General features: G+C 40.7%; 17 protein-coding genes and 1 riboswitch. Of the genes, 7 read left to right on the top strand and 10 right to left on the bottom strand.

Translation table 11 applies throughout. The features are described from left to right. Nucleotides 1-49: 49 nt before the first annotated feature. The 3 genes from CSV76_RS14615 to CSV76_RS14605 form a co-directional block, all read right to left on the bottom strand. Nucleotides 50-1,687: a thiamine pyrophosphate-binding protein gene (locus tag CSV76_RS14615; protein WP_099626025.1), complete on the bottom strand. Its 1,638-nt coding sequence runs from the start codon at nucleotides 1,685-1,687 to the stop codon at nucleotides 50-52. Next, nucleotides 1,684-4,443: an EAL domain-containing protein gene (locus tag CSV76_RS14610; RefSeq protein ID WP_099626024.1), complete on the bottom strand. Its 2,760-nt coding sequence runs from the start codon at nucleotides 4,441-4,443 to the stop codon at nucleotides 1,684-1,686. Before CSV76_RS14610 ends, CSV76_RS14615 begins: the two co-directional genes overlap by 4 nt. A 255-nt stretch (nucleotides 4,444-4,698) precedes the next feature. Then, nucleotides 4,699-5,415, bottom strand: coding sequence for a toast rack family protein (locus tag CSV76_RS14605; protein ID WP_099626023.1), 717 nt, complete (start codon nucleotides 5,413-5,415; stop codon nucleotides 4,699-4,701). A gap of 301 nt (nucleotides 5,416-5,716) precedes the next feature. Here CSV76_RS14605 and CSV76_RS14600 point away from each other — a divergent pair, with 301 nt between their 5' ends. The 4 genes from CSV76_RS14600 to glpK all read left to right on the top strand — a co-directional run bounded on the left by CSV76_RS14600 (nucleotide 5,717) and on the right by glpK (nucleotide 10,493). Continuing rightward, the gene (locus tag CSV76_RS14600; protein ID WP_099626033.1) at nucleotides 5,717-7,342 is read left to right on the top strand and encodes a glycerol-3-phosphate dehydrogenase/oxidase; all 1,626 of its coding nucleotides are present in this window, start codon (nucleotides 5,717-5,719) and stop codon (nucleotides 7,340-7,342) included. Nucleotides 7,343-7,386: 44 nt separating this feature from the next. Further along, a complete protein-coding gene (locus CSV76_RS14595) occupies nucleotides 7,387-7,941 on the top strand; it encodes a glycerol-3-phosphate responsive antiterminator (protein ID WP_085427300.1) in 555 nt (184 codons plus the stop codon). Between the two features lie 189 nt (nucleotides 7,942-8,130). Then, nucleotides 8,131-8,970 carry an MIP/aquaporin family protein gene (locus CSV76_RS14590; protein WP_085427301.1) on the top strand — a complete coding sequence of 280 codons (840 nt, stop codon included), beginning with the start codon at nucleotides 8,131-8,133 and terminating at the stop codon, nucleotides 8,968-8,970. A 29-nt stretch (nucleotides 8,971-8,999) separates the two neighbouring features. Beyond that, nucleotides 9,000-10,493, top strand: coding sequence for a glycerol kinase GlpK (gene glpK / locus CSV76_RS14585; protein ID WP_085427302.1), 1,494 nt, complete (start codon nucleotides 9,000-9,002; stop codon nucleotides 10,491-10,493). A 115-nt stretch (nucleotides 10,494-10,608) separates the two neighbouring features. Here the strand turns inward: glpK and CSV76_RS14580 are convergent, their stop codons facing one another. After that, a complete protein-coding gene (locus CSV76_RS14580) occupies nucleotides 10,609-11,382 on the bottom strand; it encodes a hypothetical protein (RefSeq protein ID WP_143560374.1) in 774 nt (257 codons plus the stop codon). Nucleotides 11,383-11,648: 266 nt separating this feature from the next. On the opposite strand from CSV76_RS14580, the gene CSV76_RS14575 reads away from it, so the two are divergent. Both CSV76_RS14575 and CSV76_RS14570 read left to right on the top strand, forming a co-directional pair. After that, nucleotides 11,649-12,284, top strand: a complete 636-nt coding sequence (locus CSV76_RS14575; protein WP_099626021.1) for a 2OG-Fe(II) oxygenase — start codon at nucleotides 11,649-11,651, stop codon at nucleotides 12,282-12,284. 213 nt (nucleotides 12,285-12,497) lie between these two features. Further along, a complete protein-coding gene (locus CSV76_RS14570) occupies nucleotides 12,498-13,298 on the top strand; it encodes a sulfite exporter TauE/SafE family protein (RefSeq protein ID WP_158232817.1) in 801 nt (266 codons plus the stop codon). Nucleotides 13,299-13,483: 185 nt separating this feature from the next. Here the strand turns inward: CSV76_RS14570 and CSV76_RS14565 are convergent, their stop codons facing one another. The 6 genes from CSV76_RS14565 to CSV76_RS14545 form a co-directional block, all read right to left on the bottom strand. Further along, a complete protein-coding gene (locus CSV76_RS14565) occupies nucleotides 13,484-14,416 on the bottom strand; it encodes an NADP-dependent oxidoreductase (RefSeq protein WP_085427306.1) in 933 nt (310 codons plus the stop codon). A gap of 1,142 nt (nucleotides 14,417-15,558) precedes the next feature. After that, on the bottom strand, nucleotides 15,559-15,855 hold the full coding sequence (locus tag CSV76_RS18005) for a nuclease-related domain-containing protein (protein ID WP_143560375.1): 297 nt from the start codon (nucleotides 15,853-15,855) through the stop codon (nucleotides 15,559-15,561). Between the two features lie 462 nt (nucleotides 15,856-16,317). Next, entirely contained in the window at nucleotides 16,318-16,851 is a 534-nt protein-coding gene (gene msrA, locus CSV76_RS14560) for a peptide-methionine (S)-S-oxide reductase MsrA (protein ID WP_099626020.1), read from the bottom strand. A 46-nt stretch (nucleotides 16,852-16,897) separates the two neighbouring features. Next, nucleotides 16,898-17,410, bottom strand: coding sequence for a 1,2-dihydroxy-3-keto-5-methylthiopentene dioxygenase (locus CSV76_RS14555; protein ID WP_085427309.1), 513 nt, complete (start codon nucleotides 17,408-17,410; stop codon nucleotides 16,898-16,900). Between the two features lie 38 nt (nucleotides 17,411-17,448). Then, nucleotides 17,449-18,123 carry a 2-hydroxy-3-keto-5-methylthiopentenyl-1-phosphate phosphatase gene (locus CSV76_RS14550; RefSeq protein WP_099626019.1) on the bottom strand — a complete coding sequence of 225 codons (675 nt, stop codon included), beginning with the start codon at nucleotides 18,121-18,123 and terminating at the stop codon, nucleotides 17,449-17,451. Between the two features lie 204 nt (nucleotides 18,124-18,327). Then, complete coding sequence (locus CSV76_RS14545) at nucleotides 18,328-19,578, bottom strand: MFS transporter (protein WP_099626018.1); 1,251 nt, start codon at nucleotides 19,576-19,578, stop codon at nucleotides 18,328-18,330. A gap of 138 nt (nucleotides 19,579-19,716) precedes the next feature. Further along, nucleotides 19,717-19,807, bottom strand: a riboswitch (SAM riboswitch). A 164-nt stretch (nucleotides 19,808-19,971) separates the two neighbouring features. Between CSV76_RS14545 and CSV76_RS14540 the strand changes: the two genes are divergently transcribed. Continuing rightward, nucleotides 19,972-22,008 (top strand): molybdopterin-containing oxidoreductase family protein, encoded by a 2,037-nt coding sequence (locus CSV76_RS14540; RefSeq protein WP_099626017.1) that lies wholly within the window; start codon nucleotides 19,972-19,974, stop codon nucleotides 22,006-22,008. The last annotated feature ends 2 nt before the right edge of the window (nucleotides 22,009-22,010 follow it).

The following is a 22,010-nucleotide window of genomic DNA, read 5'->3' as shown; positions in this document are numbered from 1 at the left end:
ATACAAATAACCCGAAGTAGATGCTCAGGTAGCGTCTACCTCGGATTTTTTACTTTCCAAAGGAGGAGAGAAACTTCACACGGTCTCCCATTGGAGGTATTGTATTATCGATCAAGGAAATTTCAAGAACTGAAGGTCCTTTAACGCTCATAAGTTCGTCTAGCATTTCTTGTGTCAGATCTTCCATCGCTTCAATCCGTTTGCTCGGTATGTTCATAGCCGCGGACATTGCTGCTATGTTTACGGGCTGTTGTTCAAACGATGGATGCGAACGTTTATATTGCAACGAATGACCATGGTAGACCATTCCGAGGCGCGCATTATTCATCACTACAAATAAAATCGGTAGCTTATGTTCTTTCGCGGTTAGAATTTCCATTCCGTGCATAAAGAAACAACCGTCTCCCGTAACACAAATCACCGGACGTTCGGGTTCAGCAAGCTTAGAACCGATTGCGGAACCTATGCCACTGCCCATCGCACCGAAGTGTACATTTATATCAAATGTATCAGACTCCATCACAAGCATGTCATGGATGATGTACGCCATGAATTCACCGATATCAACGGTGTATCTTGTATGGCGAGGTGCGTAATTTTGTAGACGCAGCAATACGTTTTTCGTATTGTATTCGTCTTTACTTGTTACGTTTTTTTCCTCTTTAACAAATGTCGGAGAATGAGTTCGCGAATCTTCTATTCTTAATTCAGCCAGTAACGCAGCCAAACTTAGATCTATGTCGCCTAAAACAGGGATATCCACTTCATATTTACGATTAAATACCGAGGAATCATGATCCAGTTGAATAGTATATCGATTTTTAGTGAGATTGACATTCCAGTTATTCGTAGCCGTCTCGCCTAAACTGGATCCTATAACGAGCAAAGCCTCTCCACTTTCTCCATTAATCAAGCTAGAAGCGACGTCATTTCCTGCAAATCCGAATACGCCAGCGAGGAGAGGATGATCATCTGGGATGTAGCCTTTTGCTTGTGGCGTTGTAATAATTGACCAACCAAGAATATCTGCTAATTCGAGCAATTGTTCGACGGATTTTCTGATGCCTTGCCCAACAAAAATATATCCATCTTGTTTAGAGACAAGTTCTTTTGCAACAGATTTTATCGTATGCTGATCGGGAACAATAGGTGCTCTTTTTGGCCAAGCCGGAAATTTCGGGGTATCAATTTGATTGATTTGGATATCGATTGGCATAGCAATATGTACAGGCCCCGGAACACCTGAAATCGCTATTTCACAAGCCTTAGCCACTTCGGCTAGTAAATCCTTTGAATCTATTACAGTCACACTATATTTCGTCACAGATGTGAAGAGCGGTTCTGCATCCAATTCCTGAGAAGCATTTAAACCGACAGTGTCGACAGGAACTGCACCCGTTAAAAATAAGACAGGGACATGTTCACGCATAGCATTTGCGGCACCCGTAAGAAGATTGGTACCACCAGGCCCACTGCATCCAATACATACCCCCATAGTAGATGTGTATTTCGCATAAGCGACTGCCATATAAGATGCTGCGCCTTCATGCTTCGTCACAATCGGCGACAGTTCAGGTATCTCATACAACTCATCGAAAAACGCATTGACAGAACCTGCTGGAATACCGAAAACATGTTGTATTCCGCCAGCCACTAAATAATCTAGTACTGCTCGAACAGCTTTCATAAATACTCTCCTTTAGTAGCCAGATATGTGCTTTCAAACTCATTCACTTTCAGCGGCACATTAAAGTAATAACCTTGCATGATATAACATTCTCTTGAAGCTAAAAATTCAGCTTGTTCCAATGTCTCGACACCTTCAGCAACTAGATCCAGTCCTAGATTTTTTGCAAGCGTGATAATTGTATTCACGATGGCAAAATTGTCGTCATTGCTTTTCAAATCCCTTATAAACGACTTATCTATTTTCAAAGCATTAATCGGTAAATTCTTTAAATAACCTAAAGAGGAATAGCCTGTACCAAAATCATCAATAGACATCTTGATGCCTATTTCCTGTAACTCTTTCATAGTCTGTATAGTCATTTCTGTATTTTTAATGATTTGGTTCTCCGTAATTTCGAGACATAAAAGTTCCGGCGATACGCCTACTTCATCTAAAATACTTTTTACTGTTTGGAATAAATTATTTTCCTCAAACTGGCGGGCGGATAAATTTACGGATACTACAATTGGTGGATATCCTTTATCTTGCCATTTCTTGATTTGGTTACATGCACTTCTAATAACCCATTCTCCTATAGGAACGATCAGTCCTGTCACTTCCGCCAGCGCGATAAACTTATCCGGGGAGATTAAACCTTCTGTCATATGATTCCATCTCAATAATGCTTCAGCTCCAATTATAGTACGTGTGCTGTAATCAATTTGAGGTTGAAAATAGATTTCCAGTTCTCCACGATCAAGCGCTTTATATAAAGCATTTTCAAACTTCACATTTTCAAACGTTTTAATATCCATCGCCACTTTATAAAAATGATAACTATTGCCGGATACTGTTTTAGACTGATACATTGCGATATCGGCATTTTTTATTAATAACTCCGATGTCTGCCCGTCTTTCGGAAATAAGCTGATCCCTATACTGCTGTGGATATGCATTTCATGTCCTTTAAGATTGAAAGGCTTATTGAATTGATCAACAATCTTTTCGACCACTTCTTCCACTTCTGCCTCTGATTCAATAATGGGCAAATAGATAATAAATTCATCTCCACCTTGACGAGAAGCGGTAGCCCCTTCAGGTAAGCATGCACTAATACGTCGTGCTACATGTGACAATAAAATATCTCCGTAGCTATGACCTAATAAGTCATTTACTGATTTAAAACGATCCAAATCCATAAATAGTACCGCTGCTTTTTCTCCATGCATTTGTGAATATCTCAAACCCTGATCCATTCGATCTTTTAACAGCACCCGATTAGGCAAATTGGTCAAGCTATCATAATACGCATGATATCTAATTTCTTTCTCCATCTTCTTCCTTTCGGAGATATCTTTAAACGTGACGACATCACCAACGACCCTATTTCCTTCTTTAATGGAAGATCTAACGTATTCTACAGGGAAACTGGATTGATCTTGTCTAAAAAATGTGACATCCTCATTATTTGTAAAGTTTTCATTGTAGATAATACTGACAGGTTTACCTATTAGTTCATTCTTGCCCTTGTAACCAAGCATAATCGCGGCAGCAGGATTACAAAACGTAATGACTCCATCTAAATCTAATCCGAATATTCCTTCGCCTGCCGAGTGTAGAATCAGTTCTTTCTCTCGACTGAGCCTTTGTAATTCTTTCATCGTTGTTTCAAGTTTAGTATTCTTTTCTGTAATCTCTGCAGTTCGCTGTTCTATGACCAGTTCCTGTTTTTCCATATTCAATAAGTTCAATAAAGTGGAAGCAGTTGTATCAACTATGGATTGCGTCAGTTGCTGACTCGCCAGAGAGTAATTCGGATTTTTTTGTTGGAGGTCTGCAATTACTATTAACCCCAACACTTTCCCCATTGAAACAATTGGCAGAACAAACATCGATTGAATACCAAAGTATCGGCATACCGTGTGATTTACCCGATCATCTGCAAAAACATCAGGAATGAGTTCCGCTTTTCTAGAAGCAATCACTTCTTGGAATACTTTATCATTTTCCTCGTCAAACTCGATCTCGTCATGAGATTTAACCCACTCTTCTGGAGACCAATTGCTATTCCGATTAATCGTTGCAGGTTTAATCTTTTTATGCACTAACGGATCGATCAAGTGCACGCCAATGTTACTGTTGCCAAGGACTTTTTCTATATACAGAAAACTTGTATCCAAGGCTTCTTGCATCGTAGAACAAAGGGACAATTCCCTTGTTATATCCAACAGCAACTGCTTTTCCTGAATCAGTTCTTCTTTGTTCATCAGCAACTTGGCATTTTGAATAGCAACAGCGGCCATATTGACATAGGACTGAACGGTTTGAATCTCCAGCTCCGTTAAATTCATCGGTATTCCATAGTCGAACAAGAAAACTAGTCCAAATAGTTCCGTCTCGCCGGTAATAGGTAAAACCAGAAGGGACTTTATCTTAAAACCTTGGACGGCCCTTGGATCAGGTCGATGATCTTTAGATGTATCGGATATATATATTGCTCTTTTAGTTTCAATTACTTCTTTCGCCAGTAAATCGAAGTCTGTATCAATTACATGCATATCAAGTGTCATGCCGTTGATTACTTCAGGTTTTCCTACGAACCCCCTGAATGACCCATCTGGTTGTGGCAAATAAATTCCGACCGAGTCACATTGGACAATCTCTTCTGATATTGCGGTGACGACGTGATTCAGTACTTCTCTTAACTCTAGCTTTGTATTTATTAACTTTGTTATATTCGCAAGACGAAGATATCTCATTTGATCTTTCACCATTCATCCCCCCCTTTTTTCTGCGCAAATATATTGTCTACTCATAGAGTAGTAGATACTCTATTGCATATCGAGAAATAAGATCTTATTTAAGTTATTCGACAAATTATTTAAAATAGCCTTTTAATAGATGTAAAAGCTACTTTAAATATATAACGAACCAATGATTTTTGTATAAGCAAATAGTAGTGTTCCCTAAGGAATGACAAAATACTCCCCGGCAGTTGCATAGTTGCCGGGGAGTATAGATTTATATATTTAGTTTCCAAGTAGGAATTTAACGCCGCCTACGCCTACATCAACTTCTACATGGATCGTGGTATCGGATCGACCATACGCTTCGTTCACATAAATACCTTTCCCCTTGGATATAAAGTCCTTCGCTTCTATACTACCAACCCCTTTGTCTACAACTAATTCAACGCCGATGTCTTTCGGCAAATAAATAGTTGCACCTCCTACCCCAAGATCAAGTTCTACATCGAAGCTATCCTGCCAATCATCATCCAAGTTAATAATTGTATCGCCAACTCCCGCATCGACCGATAAGTGGCTTAGCCGAATTCCTGCTAGATCCAGTTCTGAATCTGATACACCCATTTCGACATCTAGACGCACAGGTATTTCATTAGTCAGCTGAAGTTTCCAATTATTACGTTGCTTTCGCAAAATTGATAAACCTGTTCCCTTCTGTTGAATCTTTACGTAGCCGATGTCTTTTTTATTCTTGTAGGTAACGGATGGATACCATTTTTTTATATTGGTATCGATGTTACCGTCCACCCATTCCTTCGCGCCACCTTCAATTAAGAAACTACCCGCACCGAAATCAATATCTACGTCTAGTGACTTGGCATCATCTTTTTTTATGGATAATGCGCCTGACACTTTTTCTTTCGTGAGCCGATCATACGTCCAGATGCCTGCCGTTCCCAACAATACAGCACCTAATACTATTATCAGTATTTTCTGCATAGTAACACTCCTTTATTCTATCTTAAGCGAAATGCACAAAAATTGATTCATCCAAATGATTGAATTGTATATCCGTCTTAGGTCTGAGTGATGTATCTAAGCAGCTGGACGTATTACGAGTTCTATAATTTGAATTCTACATAGTCTATGGTATTATAGAAAGCAAGTTAATAGTCCGGGTTTGAGTTACTGAGAAGACCTCAAGAAGTGATTGTGCAAATGCAATCACTTTCTTGAGGTCTTTTTTTGTCCCTTGACCCACTATAAAAAGGAGACGATAGAATTGACAAACTTTTCATCAATGAACCGAAATGAAATTATGAATACGTTGAGCACTGAGAATTTTGACGTTTTAATTATAGGCGGTGGTATTACCGGTGTAGGAATCGCACTGGATGCAGCGTCACGCGGTATGAAAACTGCATTGATCGAGATGCAGGATTTCGCATCTGGGACATCAAGCCGTTCAACAAAACTAGTGCATGGCGGCTTGCGTTATTTGAAGCAATTTGAAATTAAAGAAGTTGCCGAGTTGGGGAAGGAGCGCGCCGTCGTCTATGAGAACGGTCCGCATGTCACTACACCAGAGTGGATGCTATTGCCGTTTCATAAAGGCGGCACATTTGGTCCTGCATCTACAGCACTTGGATTAAAAGTATATGACTTCCTAGCTGGGGTAAAGCGCAGTGAACGTAGAAAAATGCTCAATCTCGAAGAAACTATTAAACGAGCACCACTTATAAAAAGAGAAGGACTTCAAGGAAGCGGCTACTATGTGGAATACCGCACGGATGATGCGCGATTGACCATTGAAGTGGCAAAATCCGCAGCAAAAAAAGGTGCCACCCTATTGAATTACGCGAAAGCGGAAGGTTTTATCTACAATGAGCACAATCAGATCTCAGGCGTCCAAGTACGGGACATGATCAAAGACGAACTGTTGACTATTCAAGCGACAAAAGCGATCAATGCTGCAGGTCCTTGGGTCGATGAAGTGAAAGAAATTGATGGCCACTCAAACGGAAAGAACTTGATCTTGTCCAAAGGAATTCACCTAGTATTCGACCAAAGTGTATTCCCCTTGCATCAAGCAATCTATTTTGACACGCCCGATAAACGTATGATCTTTGCTGTGCCACGTGACGGGAAAACCTATGTCGGCACAACAGATACATTCTATGAAGGTGATCCAAAGGAAATGCAAATCACCGAAGAAGACCGTACGTATATTTTAAATGCTATCCACTACATGTTCCCTGATGTAACTGTATCTGAAAAAGATGTCGAGTCCAGCTGGGCAGGCGTTCGTCCTTTAATTCACGAAGACGGGAAAAAACCTTCCGAGATTTCACGTAAGGACGAAATCTGGGAATCCGAACGTGGTCTGATCACGATTGCTGGTGGTAAATTAACAGGGTATCGTAAAATGGCGGAAACGGTCGTAAACAAGATTTCTAGTCTTCTGCAGCAAGAAAAGGGATTGCAATTCAAACAATCCAATACAAAAAACATGCCGATCTCGGGCGGTGATGTTGGTGGTTCAGCTCAATATCCTCGATTCTTCAACCAAGCGATCGGCCGTGGGATGTTGCTGGGATTCACAGAGCGTGAAAGCCGCCACTTAGCTGCACTTTACGGGTCTAATGTCGATCAAGTCTTAACCATCCCTTATGATGCATCCGAATCAATGCCGCGCATTCTCTATGTGAAATTACGTTATGCGATCGAACAGGAGATGACTGTAAAACCGACTGATTTCTTTATTCGTCGTACGGGTGACTTGTTCTTCAATATTAAAAATGTCCAAGATGCAAAACAAGACGTACTCGTCAAAATGGGACAGATCTTGAACTGGACTGCCGATGAACAGAAACGCTATGCGTTAGAGTTGGAAGACGAGTTACAAAAAGCTACATCCGTTGTGTAAATACGATAGTATAAATGTATATCCATAGATGGAGGTTCCTTTATATGTCCTTTCATAACCAAAAAGTATTGCCAGCAGCACGTACACTAAAACAATTTGAAAAACTACTGGAGAGTCCGTTCGAGTATATCGTTTTACTTGAAGTGCATATAAGTAATTTAAAAACTGTTAAGCAAGAAGCGGAAAAACGTTGTAAGAAACTCATAATTCACGCGGACTTGATACAAGGTCTCAAAACAGATAATTATGCAGCTGATTTTTTATGTAATGATATTCGACCTGCAGGCATTATATCTACACGATCGAATATGATCATGAAAGCAAAATCCAAAAACATTCTTGCGATCCAGCGTATGTTTTTACTCGATACTATTGCGTTGGAGAAAAGCTACTCTCTTATTGATCAAACAGCTCCCGATTTCATCGAGATGCTTCCAGGTGTCATCCCTGAACTTATCGAAGAAGTCTATGAGCGCACAGGTATACCAATCATTAATGGTGGACTTATTCGTACGAAACAACATATTGAGGATGCACTCGCAGCAGGAGCCGTAGCGGTAACTACATCAGATAATCAATTATGGGAGTCCTTTACGTGATAAGAGAACTTTCTGTGTTTTTGTTGACAGATGATACCAACCACTCTATACTTGGAAACAAGTTAATATAAGTGGTTGAGTTTAGGAGTCCACAATTAAGTTCTTGCGTAGAGCAAGGGGTTAATTGTGGACTTTTTTGCGTCGTAAACGCTCAACTACCAAACTAACACTAGGTAGGAGGAGATGTAGATGACAGCTTTTACAGGCGAATTGATCGGCACTATGATTTTAATTTTATTTGGTGGTGGCGTAGTAGGTGGCGTAGCGTTGAACAAGTCTAAAGCAATGAGTGGAGGATGGATTGTTGTCACTGTCGGTTGGGGACTTGCGGTTACACTTGGCGTATACGCAGTAGGTCAAGCAAGCGGTGCACATTTAAATCCAGCAGTCACGATTGGTTTTGCGACTATTGGAAACTTCCCTTGGGCAGACGTTCCCATGTATCTGTTGGCACAAATGATTGGGGCCATCCTTGGAGCGGTATTGGTCTACTTCCACTACTTACCCCATTGGAAAGAAACAGAGGATCCGACGGCAAAACGGGATGTATTCGCTACTACACCTGCCATTTACAATCCCCTATCAAATGTCACGAGCGAAATAATCGGGACATTCATTTTAGTACTTGGCTTATTATCAATTGGCGCCAATGAGTTTACTGAAGGACTTAATCCGTTAATTGTTGGGGCTTTAATCATCGCCATTGGTTTATCACTTGGTGGCACAACTGGCTATGCGATTAATCCTGCACGCGATCTCGGCCCAAGAATTGCACATGCTTTTCTTCCCATTGCAGGCAAAGGACCATCAGGATGGAAGTATGCATGGATTCCAGTAGTGGGTCCGATTATCGGCGGTACATTCGGAGCATTATTCTACAAGCAGTTTTTCGTAGGAGAAAACAGTGTTACGTTTTGGCTAATTGGAGCAATTATCCTGGCGATTCTTCTTGCTGCCCAGTTCTCCATACGCAAAGTAACTGTACAATCAGCAATACAAACACAGTCAACAAAAGCAACGATTGACTAATTCACTCACCTATACTGGAGGAATATATTATGACAAAAAAATATATTATGGCACTTGATCAAGGCACAACTAGCTCAAGGGCAATTTTATTTGATAAAAAAGGTAGAATTTTTCACTCAGCGCAACAGGAGTTCACTCAATACTTCCCTAAGTCTGGATGGGTTGAACACAATGCAGACGAAATTTGGAGCTCTGTTTTATCCGTAATTGCAGGCGTATTGTCTGAGAAAAATATATCCGCTGAACAAATCGAAGGGATCGGTATTACAAATCAACGCGAAACAACAGTTGTTTGGGATAAGCATACAGGAAATCCGATTTATAATGCGATCGTTTGGCAATCGCGTCAAACTGCAGACATTTGCGACAACCTTAAAGAAAGCGGTTACAACAATTTGTTCAGAGATAAGACCGGATTGCTTATCGATGCATACTTTTCGGGCACTAAAGTCAAGTGGATTTTGGATAATGTAGAAGGCGCACGTGAAAAAGCTGAAAACGGAGACTTGTTGTTCGGTACGATTGATACGTGGATTATTTGGAAGTTATCAGGTGGTGCGGCACATGTAACAGATTACTCGAACGCTTCTAGAACGCTTATGTACAATATACATGAACTACAATGGGATGAAGAACTATTGTCTATCTTGGGTGTGCCGGCATCGATGTTGCCTAAAGTGTGTCCTTCATCTGAAGTCTATACACATGCAGATCCCGAGCAATTTTTCGGTCACGCAGTTCCTATCGCGGGTATTGCAGGAGATCAACAAGCTGCATTATTCGGTCAAGCTTGTTTTGAATCGGGTATGGTGAAAAACACATATGGAACAGGTTGCTTTATGCTAATGAACACGGGCGAAAAAGCGGTTAAATCCGATAATGGGCTGTTAACAACCATCGCTTGGGGAATTGATGGCAAGGTAGAGTATGCGCTAGAAGGAAGTATCTTCGTCGCAGGTTCAGCAATTCAGTGGTTGCGCGATGGTTTACGCATGTTCCGAAACTCTTCCGAAAGTGAGCAATACGCAAAACGGGTCTCTTCTACGGATGGCGTCTATGTCGTACCGGCATTTGTTGGTCTTGGTACCCCCTACTGGGATAGTGATGTGCGTGGTGCCGTATTCGGTTTAACACGCGGAACGACGAAAGAGCATTTTGTACGGGCTACGCTAGAATCCCTTGCATACCAAACGAAAGACGTCGTTGATGCAATGGAATCGGATTCAGGTATCTCTCTAAAAACGTTACGGGTAGATGGCGGAGCAGTCGAGAACAACTTCTTGATGCAGTTCCAATCCGATTTACTAAATGTATCGGTTGAACGACCGACGATTAATGAAACAACAGCGCTCGGTGCCGCATATTTGGCTGGACTTGCTGTAGGTTTCTGGAAAGACCGTTCAGAAATTGCCGCACAATGGGCAATAGATCGACCGTTCCAACCTAATATGGAGGAATCTGAACGCGAAAAGCTGTACAGCGGCTGGCAAAAAGCTGTACAGGCAGCGACTGTGTTTAAATAAGTTCTTTGCTGAAAGTACCTGTAGGTTCATTTGTCGTGACTGTTTTAATTGTCATGCCTTTCCCTACAGGTATTTTTTATCCCGTTGTCTTTTTAAACTCGCGACCCGTATGAATCTACAAGGATAGTTTGTAGTGGCTAAAGACATCGAATATAGAGTAATAGTAAAGTTCGCTGCCATCTAAAAATAATAGCCGATCCGCACGATTGGAAGTTAATTGTGGCTGCAATGGATTTCCATCAGGTTTACGGAAGTCGAGCTCTTGAACTATTTCGTAGGAATCAGCTTTTCTAATCAATTCAAAAAAGTGATGATGATCAAAGTACTTTCGATGCACGACCATTGCATCGCCATTGATCGCAAATGTTTGAAATCCAAGTGCGTCAGTAGAGAATTGGAACTCGCCACTTTCATTCATTAAACCAATTTGTGCATCCATGCCAATGAAATACCAAATTTCATCATTCGCCGCCACATTCAGCGCCAAACATTCTCCTGTAAGCTTTCTATCATTCCCGTCATCTATAATATTTCCCTCATGATCCCAGCCCACTAGCCCTGAATTACCAATTGGTTTCTTCCAACCATAATTACCATAAACGCCTTCATCAAAATAACCTGTCCATATCTGATTATCTTTCGTCGTATATATATGGTCGATTCCATCGCCTAAACAGAATGAACGAATCAAGTTCCCGTCCCAATCATAGACGCGTCCATTTTGATCAACATGGGTTTCATCATGATAAATAGATCTTGCGCAAGCAAGCAGTATATGGTCATCGTCAATCGATTCAACTACATGATAATTACACTGTTCATTCGGCAAATGCAGTACCGTCTCCTTACCATCCTTCAGACGAAGTACTTTTACGAATAAGTCTGACAAGTATATTGAACTGCTATCAATTCATACTTTCCCATAGTGTACAGGTATATCAGATAGAAATAATAAAATGTGAAAAACAGTTATATATCACTACCTATTTCATTACATTTCGAATATACGTCAACCAATGCAGCGTGCTAAAATATATTAAATGCAATTCCAAAGAGGATGTGTAAAACTCAAAAGAAGTTCGTTATTAGCTGTACGCTCATCACGTTACACGGTATTTGATTTATAAAATCAAACGATTAAAGAGGTGTTCAAAGTTGATAGCAGAAAATAAAGAACAAACGATATTTACTCATACAGGAAAGAAAATCATAACAGATCGTGTGATTGATATAATAGCGAAAGTCGATGAACCACTAGTCGTTGTACTCGGCAATATGTTAAGCGACGAAGAATGCGACGAACTGATTCAGCTTTCTACAGATAAAATGAAACGTTCTAAAATCGGCATAATTCATGCAGAAAATGAAATTAGAACAAGTAGCGGTATGTTTATTGAAGAAACTGATAACTTGATCGTCCTACGGATAGAAAAACGGATTGAAACAATTATGAATATCTCCATCGAACACGGCGAAAGTCTCCAAGTTCTTCACTACCTACCTGGACAAGAATATAAAGCGCATCACGACTTCTTCTCAGCAACAAGCAACGTTACGAATAACCGGATTAGCACACTCGTCATGTACTTGAACGATGTCGAACAAGGCGGCGAAACGTACTTCCCTCACCTCAAACTGTCCATCACACCTAAAAAAGGAATGGCTGTCTACTTTGAGTATTTTTACAACGATCCGCTGATGAATGACCTAACATTACACGGTGGTGCACCAATAGAAGTCGGAGAGAAATTTGTAGCTACGCAGTGGATGAGAAAACAAAAAGTACGGTAAAAGGCTCTATTAACTATCATCTATAATTTATATATTCGTATTGTCAATCCGTCCAGTTTAATCAGCTGAACGGATTTTTTATTTCTCCATGATAAACACTAACGCCTACTCTCACTAAAACAAATACAACAACGTAATAAGATGATAGTATTAATCCAAAGGCTCTTTTATCTACAAAATCGAGCACTATTACTACTTTAAATGGGGAGTTTCATGTATTTACTCACTATCTTTTTAATTTTTGGTATATTAACCGGTTTTTTATCTAGTATGTTTGGATTCGGCGGCGGTTTTGTCGTCATACCTGTTTTATATATTTTGTTACCTGAGTTGAATTTTCCTGAGCCGTTAGTTATGCATGTTGCTATAGGAACATCTCTTGCGATCATGATCATCAATTCAATCAACTCTACGATCTCTCATTATCGTAGAGGCCATATTTTATGGTTTATCTTCTTTCAATTGGCACCTGCTATTACTGTTGGCGCGTTAATAGGTGGTTTACTATCGCCTTTTATAGAAGGTGATATTCTTAGGTACTTATTTATTGGCCTTATCCTATACACCATTTTCTCATCATTGATTGGGAAAGGTTTTATACATGTGAATACGGATAGTATACAAATGCCTGGACGCTTGAAAACATCACTCATTGGGAGCGGTGTCGGTTTTATTTCTACGTTACTTGGTGTTGGCGGTAGTCTAATGACCATTCCATTCTTGAGAAGTTGTCGATTAAAAATGGTTAATGCGGTGGCTTTAGCTACACCACTGAGCCTACCTATCGCGATGATTGGTGCTACTACATCCATATTTAACGGCATGCAGCAAACCGGTCTACCCCCTTGGTCATTTGGCTTTGTCTATGTACCCGCCTTTTTCGGCATTGTGATTGGTGGTTTTATAGGCGTGCCAGTTGGAACACGCATTGCTCATCGTTTGCCCGATCAATTATTCTCCAAAGTTTATTTGGCATTGCTTGTTGTTGTAGTTATTACGATGATAGTGAAATAAAGATCTACTCAGTTATTGAATGAAAAAAGACGCTTACTGAAGATTTCGGTACGTGGCAGTTCTATCCACAAACACTAAAAGATGAATCAACTCATTTTATTAAAAAAGCGCCAACTCCATAGACTGGAGTTGACGCTTTAAATATAGCTTATGATAAAATTGTCTTCTTCCCTTAGGAAAAATCCTCATTTCACTTCTATAACAATTTTTCCTTTTGCATGGTGAGTTGCGCTTAATTCATGTGCATCTCGTAGTCCTTTGGCGGATAGAGGAAATGTGTGGCCTATATGGGTTTTCACTTCTCCTTTTTGCATTAGCTCGCCAAGTTCGGCGAGTTGCTTTCCATTCGGATTAAGCCATAGAGATTCAGCTGTAATATGATTAGCTTCAGCCTTTTCAAGATTTGGCTGGCCTGCAATCGAAACCAGTCGCCCCCCTTTTTTAACTACACTCAAGCTTTTCTCTAAAATCTCACCGCCCATTGTATCAACAACTAAATCAACGTCTTTTACGACATCTGTAAAATCAGTTGTTTCATAGTTAATAAATTCGTCAACACCGAGCTCTTTTAAGAAAGCTTCGTTCTTACCACTAGCTGTCGATAGAACATAAGCGCCAAAACTTTTAGCGATTTGAATACCCAAGCTTCCAACACCGCCCGAGCCAGCATGAATTAAGACTTTGTCTCCTGGTTTAATTTGACCAAAGTCAACAAGACATTGCCAAGCTGTTAGTCCGGCTAGTGGAACTGAAGCAGCTTCCTCAAAACTAACATCGGCTGGTTTTAAAGCAACTAAGTCTTCGTTAACAGCAACATACTCAGCGTATGTTCCATTTTCCATTGCCGGACGAGCGAATACTTCATCTCCTACTTTGAAACTCTTCACGTCTTTCCCTACTTCAGCGATCACTCCTGCTGCATCCCATCCCAAAATAAGCGGAAATTCAAAAGGTATATTCTCTTTCATATAACCTTCTCGAACTTTCCAGTCAATAGGATTTACTGACGTTGCATGCATCTCTATTAATACCTGATGATGTTGTATTTCCGGCTTCGGAAGTTCTTTCTCAATAAGTTCTTCTGCCCCACCGTATTGTTCAATAACAATTGCTTTCATCTACTTCACTCTCCCTATTCTGTTCATTCAGTATAGATACCCGTTTAATCAAAAAAGTATTCATTTACTGAGCTAACATCGTTTTCCTCAAGAAATAAATCTACTCGCAAAAGAAATATTACTTATTGACAGATAATTCTTGATGACTTCATAACCCCTGACCAACCACTTTTGTGTTACAGTTGTTACATAAAAGTAGTTGGTTTACATACCGCTAATTAGATGATCTTGAAAATGTTTTATAGTGAATTCTTGTAATGTAGAGATAGAAGAGAATCATTTCTAAAAAGGAGGACGGCATGAACCTAGGCCTTATTGTTTCATTGATTATCGTTGTCATTGTTTTAGTTGTCGGATTACTTTTGACCATGTCCATTGCTAATTCTAGTACTAGTTCCAGCACTAATTCCAGTACTAAAACGTACAGTAGTAAAAAAAGCTTTTCCAATTTAATGTGGATTTATGTTTTATCATTACCAGTAATTATTATATTGACCGTTATAGCTATATTTATATTTTACTAACTATTTGAGAGTGAAATTACGTTCGATCCCCTAACTTCTCGGCGTGTAAAGGCACTATCTTTATCTATAATGTATTAATGTTCTTGGATACTTACGTTCTAACCCATTTACAATACAAAACATTTATATTTCAGCAGACGCAAAAACGCCAACTCCATAATAATGGAGTTGGCGTTTTTAAAATATATAGTGGGAAAACGGCTTACATCATGCCGCCCATAGAGTCCGGGCTATTACACTTGTATATCTTCTAGTACAAATCGTTATACATCAACGTTCCGGAATGTTTCGTTCAATTTAATTATATCAACTTATACTGGTTTTTATAATTTTCAGCATCAATTACGGCATCAAATATGACCTTGTGGCATCAGAAACAGATAGCTAAAAGTTTTTAGATTCCGCCGTCTGTTTTCTTGTAAAGTATTGCTAATTTGGATCGGTAGATGAAGTGCTATTTAGTGCTAAAATATCATTCTTGCACAAATTTCTCAATATCCCTAAGCCACAGTTTTTACTTCGCCCTGTAAATTGATATAGCTGTGAAATTTAATCGAACCTTACTATATCTGTATTCAATGGCTTTCTTTTCGTAATCATTTAAACTATCCTATATGTCTATACCGGTTCAGGAAGATTCGGGGTCGTATTGAAGGAAGTGCCACACCCGGAAATGGACAAACTTCCGGGCGCTGGATAAGTGAAGATAAATTCCTGGTTGTGCATGAAACGAAAACAAAGTACCTGGGTAACATTGAATTCGGAGTTCAATGTTGCACAGGTACTCTTTATTAAATATTGCAATTTGGGCCATTTTTTTGCCCCAATAATGAGGATAAACGTTGGTGTAATTATTACAGAATCCATTTGAAAGTAAATGCCGTTCTGTTTAAGGCAGATGTCATGCAAAATTATGTGTGGGTATGGGGGGGAATTCTACCAGATGCTTGTCAAGGTGCTGTCCCCCCCCAAAGCCTGCTTTGCGAATCCGGAATTCCTCTTTAAACTTTTGAATTTCCGGATGTAACGGATGCAATCGTTGGAATTAGTGCATTTAATCCAATTAGTTTTTTGGGTTTTGATATTTGTTTATAGATCATCTTTTATCACCTTTACGTTAGCTTACCAAAAGGTTTAACAAATTTCTGTGGTTTTTGACATAGCTGAATTTTGGATGTGCTAAATAGCAGCATAATTGAGATTTTGGGGTTATTTGTGCTTTAAAATCGGTTTTTGAAGTTACTATTTTGGGGGGAGTGGACGCGAAGGTTGGGCGGTCGAAAGGGAGATTCCCACACTACCACAGTTTCATCGCCCTATTTCCAACAAAAAAAGGCAGAGCGTCGTGAAAACGCTCGACCCCCTACCCAATCCTTATTATTTTCCCCAGTGCTCCGCGATGAATTCAGTGCGGCCAGAACGGGCACGGTTGTCTGTGTAATGTTCTTTTTCTTTTATGTAATAATCTTGATGGTATTCTTCAGCCCGGTAGAAAGTTTCTGCGGGGCGGATTGCTGTGACGATCGGTTTTGAGAAAACGCCGCTTGCCGCTAGGTTGGCTTTCGATTTCTCGGCAACTTCCTGTTGCGCTTCTGTGTAATGGAAAATCGCGGTTGTGTACGATGAGCCGCGGTCGTGGAATTGACCTTCTGCGTCTGTTGGGTCGATTTGTTGCCAGAATACTTCGAGCAACTTTTCATATGAAAACAAAGTAGGGTCAAATGTGATTTCAACAACTTCCACATGGCCCGATTCACCATTTTTCACATCTTCATACGTTGGATTATCGAGATGCCCGCCCATATAACCTGACTCGATATCTTGGACGCCTGGCCATTCTTTAAACGGTTTCACCATGCACCAGAAACATCCTCCTGCAAATGCAGCTTTTTCAAACTTTTTTTCAGTCATTGTCTATATCTCCTTTCAATTATAGCGAGTGTACAAAACGCCTCTTTTAGTAAACCGGTACCCATCCTTCTTGTGTTACGAAGATGCGGGCAGCTACTACTTTGCGATCGGCTGCGAGTGTGAAATAGTGGCGGATGTTTTCCGGAACGGAAATTAAATCACCTGGGTTAAGATGCACTTCAAAGAATCGTTCGTCTTTTCCTTGAATGATGAATACGCCGTGTCCACTGACTATGTAACGCACTTCATCGTCTGTATGGTGGTGTTCTTGTTCGAAGTTTTTCAGAAGTTCATCCAAATTAGGTGTCGCATCTGATAGTGAGATAATGTCTGCCGTTTTATAACCGCGGCGCTCTGAAATATCGTCGATTTCTGTTTTAAAAGCCTTAAGAATCTCTTCTTTTTCTTCATCAGTTAAATTGAATTTTTCACGAAGGTTTTCGGGTAGCTTTTCGATATCCCAATACTCATAAACGACTTCTTGTTGCTCTAGAAATGCCGCAACCTCTGTTTGTGTTTCAATAACTTCGTTTGTTCCTTGAATTGTAATTGTCGCCATTTTACTCATCTCTCCTCTGATATATTTTTGGTTTTTACTTACACTTGCACATTCAAGCGGGCTTCAATGATCCGAATACAGTCATAAAAATTAGTGAACGGTGAATAAGGAATGTTCAATTCCTCGCATTTTTCAATTAAGAAATCCCTTGCAATGACGATATCGGCAAGCTTTGCCGCTTCTAGGTCTGTAATCGAGTCACCGATGACAATGCTCGTTTGCTGCTGGGCAGTGTTCTCGCGAATAATCGTCGGCTTACAGCAACCGCAGCCTTGACTTGTACAAATTGCATCACATTCATGCGGGAAGAGGATGTTGATGTGTTCTCCTGAAAAATCACTTTCGTTGCAATAGACTTGATTGAATGGCCCGAATGGTTCAAGCAATGGGTGAATGAAAAAGTCGATGCCGCCACTTACGATATAGAGCGGTATGTTTTTTTCGCGGGTAAACTGAACAAATTCACCAAAACCTTCCCTGATTTCCGCGTCCTCCAAAACGAACGACACGATTTGTTCTTTTTGGGAAGTGGGCAATAAAGCAAAGAGTTCTTTGACTCCTGTTTGAATCGACACCTTTTGTGCCATAATATCGTCCTTTATCTCTTCCCATCCAGCGGGAGCGAACTTGTCCATGATATTGATAATATTATCTTTCATCGTAATTGTACCATCGAAATCACAAAAAATTACTGGTTTAAACTCTGCACTCATCTATATGTCCTCCTACCATCTATCAATAAAACCTCTTCTATTATAAGAAGAGGTCATTGATACATCTTCTTATCTACAACAACACAAAGCAAGAAGTCACGCCGTGTCCCTCCACCTAGATAAGAAATCTCGTATTTATTTCAATTAATTGTGATTATTTCATCTATCGATAACTTTGTCAATCAACGCCCATCGACAGCGGTTTTAGGAAGTAATCGGAACGGCTTTTTCCCGCGCCTTTCCTTCTTCCTCTTCCGGTACACGAATGAATTTAACAATAATCGCACTCACTACATAGAGGGCACTGAAAATCCACACGACCCCTTCCGCTCCAACAAGCCCAATGAACGCCAAAGCGATTGCTGGTGCTACGAATGTGGACAGACCAGCGGCAAAGTTCAACACGGACATTGCAGCGCCTTTATCCTCACCTGCAACGGATGGTACCAGGGCACCGATTGGAACGTAGCCCGCTACCAAGCCGCCCCATATGAATCCAACAATGCTCGTCATGAGAATACTACCATTTGTAATTACCGGTATATAGAACAGAAGCGGCGTGAAAATCGCGCAGCCGATTCCACCGAACCAAATGATTGTGTTTTTCCAACCGAATTTATCCCCAATAAAGCCGAACACTAAATTGAAGATGATGTTTCCTAAGAAGAACGTTCCCCATAATTGCAACCATGCAGTTGTTTCAATGCCATGTTGCGCCATATGCATCGGTAAGAATACCGGGAATCCATAGACACTTAAACTATTGATAATTCGGACAACTCCACCTGCAGCAACCCGTTTGTTCGTTTTCAAAATGGTGATGCCTTTCAATAATTCGGTGACTGCTTCTTTTTTGTTCGCGAGTTTTTTCTTTTGGAACTTGTCTTTATTGATAACTAAAGCAAAGATCGCACCGAGACATACCCAGAAAATAGATGTCCACATTGTATTGATGTAACCAAGATGCTGGATTACGAAACTTGAATACCATGCGCCCAGCACCATCATTCCCGCACAAAACGCAAACCAAAACCAACCGACGGCAGAGCTCAATTTATTTTGCGGTGTCTTATAAATGACCCATGTCAGGAAGGAGTAGGCAAACAACGGATAACCGAAACCTTTAATGAAATACGTGAGAAGCATAACCGGGTAATTCATCGTCGAAAAACCGTACGTGATAAACCCTGCGGTACCGATTATGTAAACGGCTAAACCGATTGCCATTGTACGTTTTGGACCAAATACCTCTACACAGACGCCTGAAAACCAAGAAGACAGCGCGATCGAGATTCCGTATACTGTGAAAATGGCAGCTGACTGTTGAATGGTCAACCCGCTTTCAATCAAGAAAGGACTCAGCCAACCGGCTTCAATTCCGTCTCCCATCATGAACAGCATGACACCGAAAAAGCCCCATCCTAAGTTTTTCGTGATTCCGATTCTTTCTAACATAACACTCTCTCCATCTCTATCTCTAATTTTTCTGTAGCTTCAACTTAGGTTATATAAAATAAAAAAACCCTTTCCGAAAGGACGGAAAGAGTCGATGATAGTACATCATAATCACATTAAAAAATAAATGCTAAACCCTTTCTATCTCTCAAGCTACGCTTGCTGGATTTGGCACAATTATGTTGCCGAAGTTTCATAGGGCCAGTCCCTCAACTTCTCTCGATAGAAAATAATAATATGTAATTGAGTGAAAAATGTCGAATATCTAACTTATCAATTAACTGTATAGAATTTTCAATCTGAAGTCAACCACTTATTTTAACTTTCCAAAAAAATAGTTTAATATATGTTATACTATCTAGCATAAATCGTTTGTTTGAAAGGATATTTGATATGCATTCTTATATTGATGTAGAAAATGGTGTAGTCCCCTCGGTCTGTTCCCTTGATTGTCCAGACCAATGTGGATTGCTTGTTCACAAAGATGATGGGAGAATCGTTAAAATTGAAGGCGATCCGGACCATCCTGTAACAAAAGGAAGTATTTGTAACAAAGTTCGACATATGACTGAACGCATTTATGATCCAAAAAGGATTACAACCCCTTTGAAACGCGTTGGGGAAAAAGGTGATGGGAAATTTGTTCCAATCAGTTGGCAAGAAGCCATTACAACCATCACAGATCAGTGGAAAAAATTGATTTCAGAAGAGGGTCCGGAATCGATTCTTCCTTACAGTTTCTATGCCAATATGGGGAAACTTAGTTCCAAAGGGATGGATCGCCGTTTCTTCAACCGCCTTGGTTCGAGTCAACTGGACCGGACGATTTGTTCAGTCGCTGGCGAGGTCGGCTACAATTACACGATGGGCGGGCGTTTCGGAACAGATCCCGAGGAGATGACGGAAACAAAATTATTTGTTTTCTGGGGCATCAATGCTGTCAGCACCAATATGCACCAAATCATGATTGCGCAAAAAGCGAAAAAAAACTGTGCTAAAATCGTCGTTATTGACGTCCATAAAAATCAGACCGGACGCATGGCTGATTGGTTCATCCCCATTCTTCCCGGAACTGACGGAGCGCTTGCACTCGGAATCATGCATATTCTTTATAAAGAAAAACTGGTCAATCAATCGTTTTTGGAACAATATACAATCGGCTATGAAGAGCTCAGGGAACATGTAAAGCACTACGATCCCCAAACGGTTTCCGCCATTACGGGCGTGCCGAAGGAAGATATCTATGAATTGGCCCGGATGTATGGAACCGTCTCCCCTTCCATGATTCGCATTGGCAATGGGTTGCAGCATCATGATAACGGGGGAATGATGGTCCGGACAATTTCCTGCTTGCCTGCTTTGACAGGGCAATGGGAATTGAAAGGCGGAGGGGCCCTCAAATCGAATTCCGACTATTTGACGCATAATACAGCCGCACTGGAACGTCCTGAACTTCAGGTAGTGCCAACGCGCAGATTCAATATGAATTTATTGGGACAAGTATTACTGGAGGAACAACAGCCGATTCGCTCTTTGTACGTCTATAATAGCAACCCCGCCGTTGTGGCACCGGATGCCAATAAAGTACGGGATGGCTTAGCACGCGAAGATTTATTCACAGTTGTCCATGATTTGTTTTTGACAGACACTGCCTTGTATGCGGACATTGTTCTGCCAGCGACATCCGCTTTTGAAAACACAGACATCTATACGTCCTTCTGGCATCACTACATCCATTTGCAGGAACCCGTCATCGATACTTATGGGGACAGTAAATCCAACCCGGACGTTTTCAGATTGCTGGCACGGGCAATGGGCTTTGATGAGCAACCATTTCTAGATGATGACGCGGAAATGGTTAACCAAGCGTTAAGCCAACTGTCCAATCCTTATTTATCCGAGGTGTCGTATGCTGCCTTAAAGGAAAAACGTTATATGAAAGCGAGCGGTACCGGCAATCTATTGAACAATTTAAAGACACCGAGCGGAAAAATCGAGTTGTATTCGGAACAGATGAAATCGGCAGGATTCCCGGCCCTTCCTACGTATATCCCGATTATCCAGGATTCCGATCATCCTTTACTTTATGTACCTGCAATTAACCATAACTTCATGAACACGATTTTTTCGAACAATGAAAAACATATCAAGCTTGAGAAAGCACCTAAGTTGTTCATGAATCGGCTAGATGCGGAAAGTCGGGGAATTGAAGACGGAGCGGCTGTCCGTATATGGAATGAGCGCGGGGAATGTGAGTTTACTGTTTCCGTCGGCGAGCAAGTTCTTCCTGGCGTTGTTGTCAGTCAAGGGATTTGGGGAGATAAGTCGGGTCAAAAACGCCTTGTGAATGCTTTGACGCCAGATCGGATTGCCGATATGGGCGGCGGTGCAACGTTCTTCTCCGGGCGGGTTGAGGTGGCGGGTTTATAACT

Source organism: Sporosarcina sp. P17b, assembly GCF_002743115.1.
Classification (GTDB): domain Bacteria; phylum Bacillota; class Bacilli; order Bacillales_A; family Planococcaceae; genus Sporosarcina; species Sporosarcina ureae_C.
The sequence above is the reverse complement of the archived record's forward strand: the minus strand, read 5'-3'. Positions and strand labels throughout refer to the sequence as shown.

What these genes read in the sequence shown, in the direction of transcription:
- CSV76_RS14550 (WP_099626019.1), bottom strand. Translation starts at nt 18,123, where the DNA reads ATGAGTGCAGAGTTTAAACCAGTAATTTTTTGTGATTTCGATGGTACA.
- CSV76_RS14600 (WP_099626033.1), top strand. Translation starts at nt 5,717, where the DNA reads ATGAACCGAAATGAAATTATGAATACGTTGAGCACTGAGAATTTTGAC.
- CSV76_RS14595 (WP_085427300.1), top strand. Translation starts at nt 7,387, where the DNA reads ATGTCCTTTCATAACCAAAAAGTATTGCCAGCAGCACGTACACTAAAA.
- CSV76_RS14555 (WP_085427309.1), bottom strand. Translation starts at nt 17,410, where the DNA reads ATGGCGACAATTACAATTCAAGGAACAAACGAAGTTATTGAAACACAA.
- msrA (WP_099626020.1), bottom strand. Translation starts at nt 16,851, where the DNA reads ATGACTGAAAAAAAGTTTGAAAAAGCTGCATTTGCAGGAGGATGTTTC.
- CSV76_RS14605 (WP_099626023.1), bottom strand. Translation starts at nt 5,415, where the DNA reads ATGCAGAAAATACTGATAATAGTATTAGGTGCTGTATTGTTGGGAACG.
- glpK (WP_085427302.1), top strand. Translation starts at nt 9,000, where the DNA reads ATGACAAAAAAATATATTATGGCACTTGATCAAGGCACAACTAGCTCA.
- CSV76_RS14540 (WP_099626017.1), top strand. Translation starts at nt 19,972, where the DNA reads ATGCATTCTTATATTGATGTAGAAAATGGTGTAGTCCCCTCGGTCTGT.
- CSV76_RS14545 (WP_099626018.1), bottom strand. Translation starts at nt 19,578, where the DNA reads ATGTTAGAAAGAATCGGAATCACGAAAAACTTAGGATGGGGCTTTTTC.
- CSV76_RS14565 (WP_085427306.1), bottom strand. Translation starts at nt 14,416, where the DNA reads ATGAAAGCAATTGTTATTGAACAATACGGTGGGGCAGAAGAACTTATT.
- CSV76_RS14610 (WP_099626024.1), bottom strand. Translation starts at nt 4,443, where the DNA reads ATGGTGAAAGATCAAATGAGATATCTTCGTCTTGCGAATATAACAAAG.
- CSV76_RS14570 (WP_158232817.1), top strand. Translation starts at nt 12,498, where the DNA reads ATGTATTTACTCACTATCTTTTTAATTTTTGGTATATTAACCGGTTTT.
- CSV76_RS14615 (WP_099626025.1), bottom strand. Translation starts at nt 1,687, where the DNA reads ATGAAAGCTGTTCGAGCAGTACTAGATTATTTAGTGGCTGGCGGAATA.
- CSV76_RS14590 (WP_085427301.1), top strand. Translation starts at nt 8,131, where the DNA reads ATGACAGCTTTTACAGGCGAATTGATCGGCACTATGATTTTAATTTTA.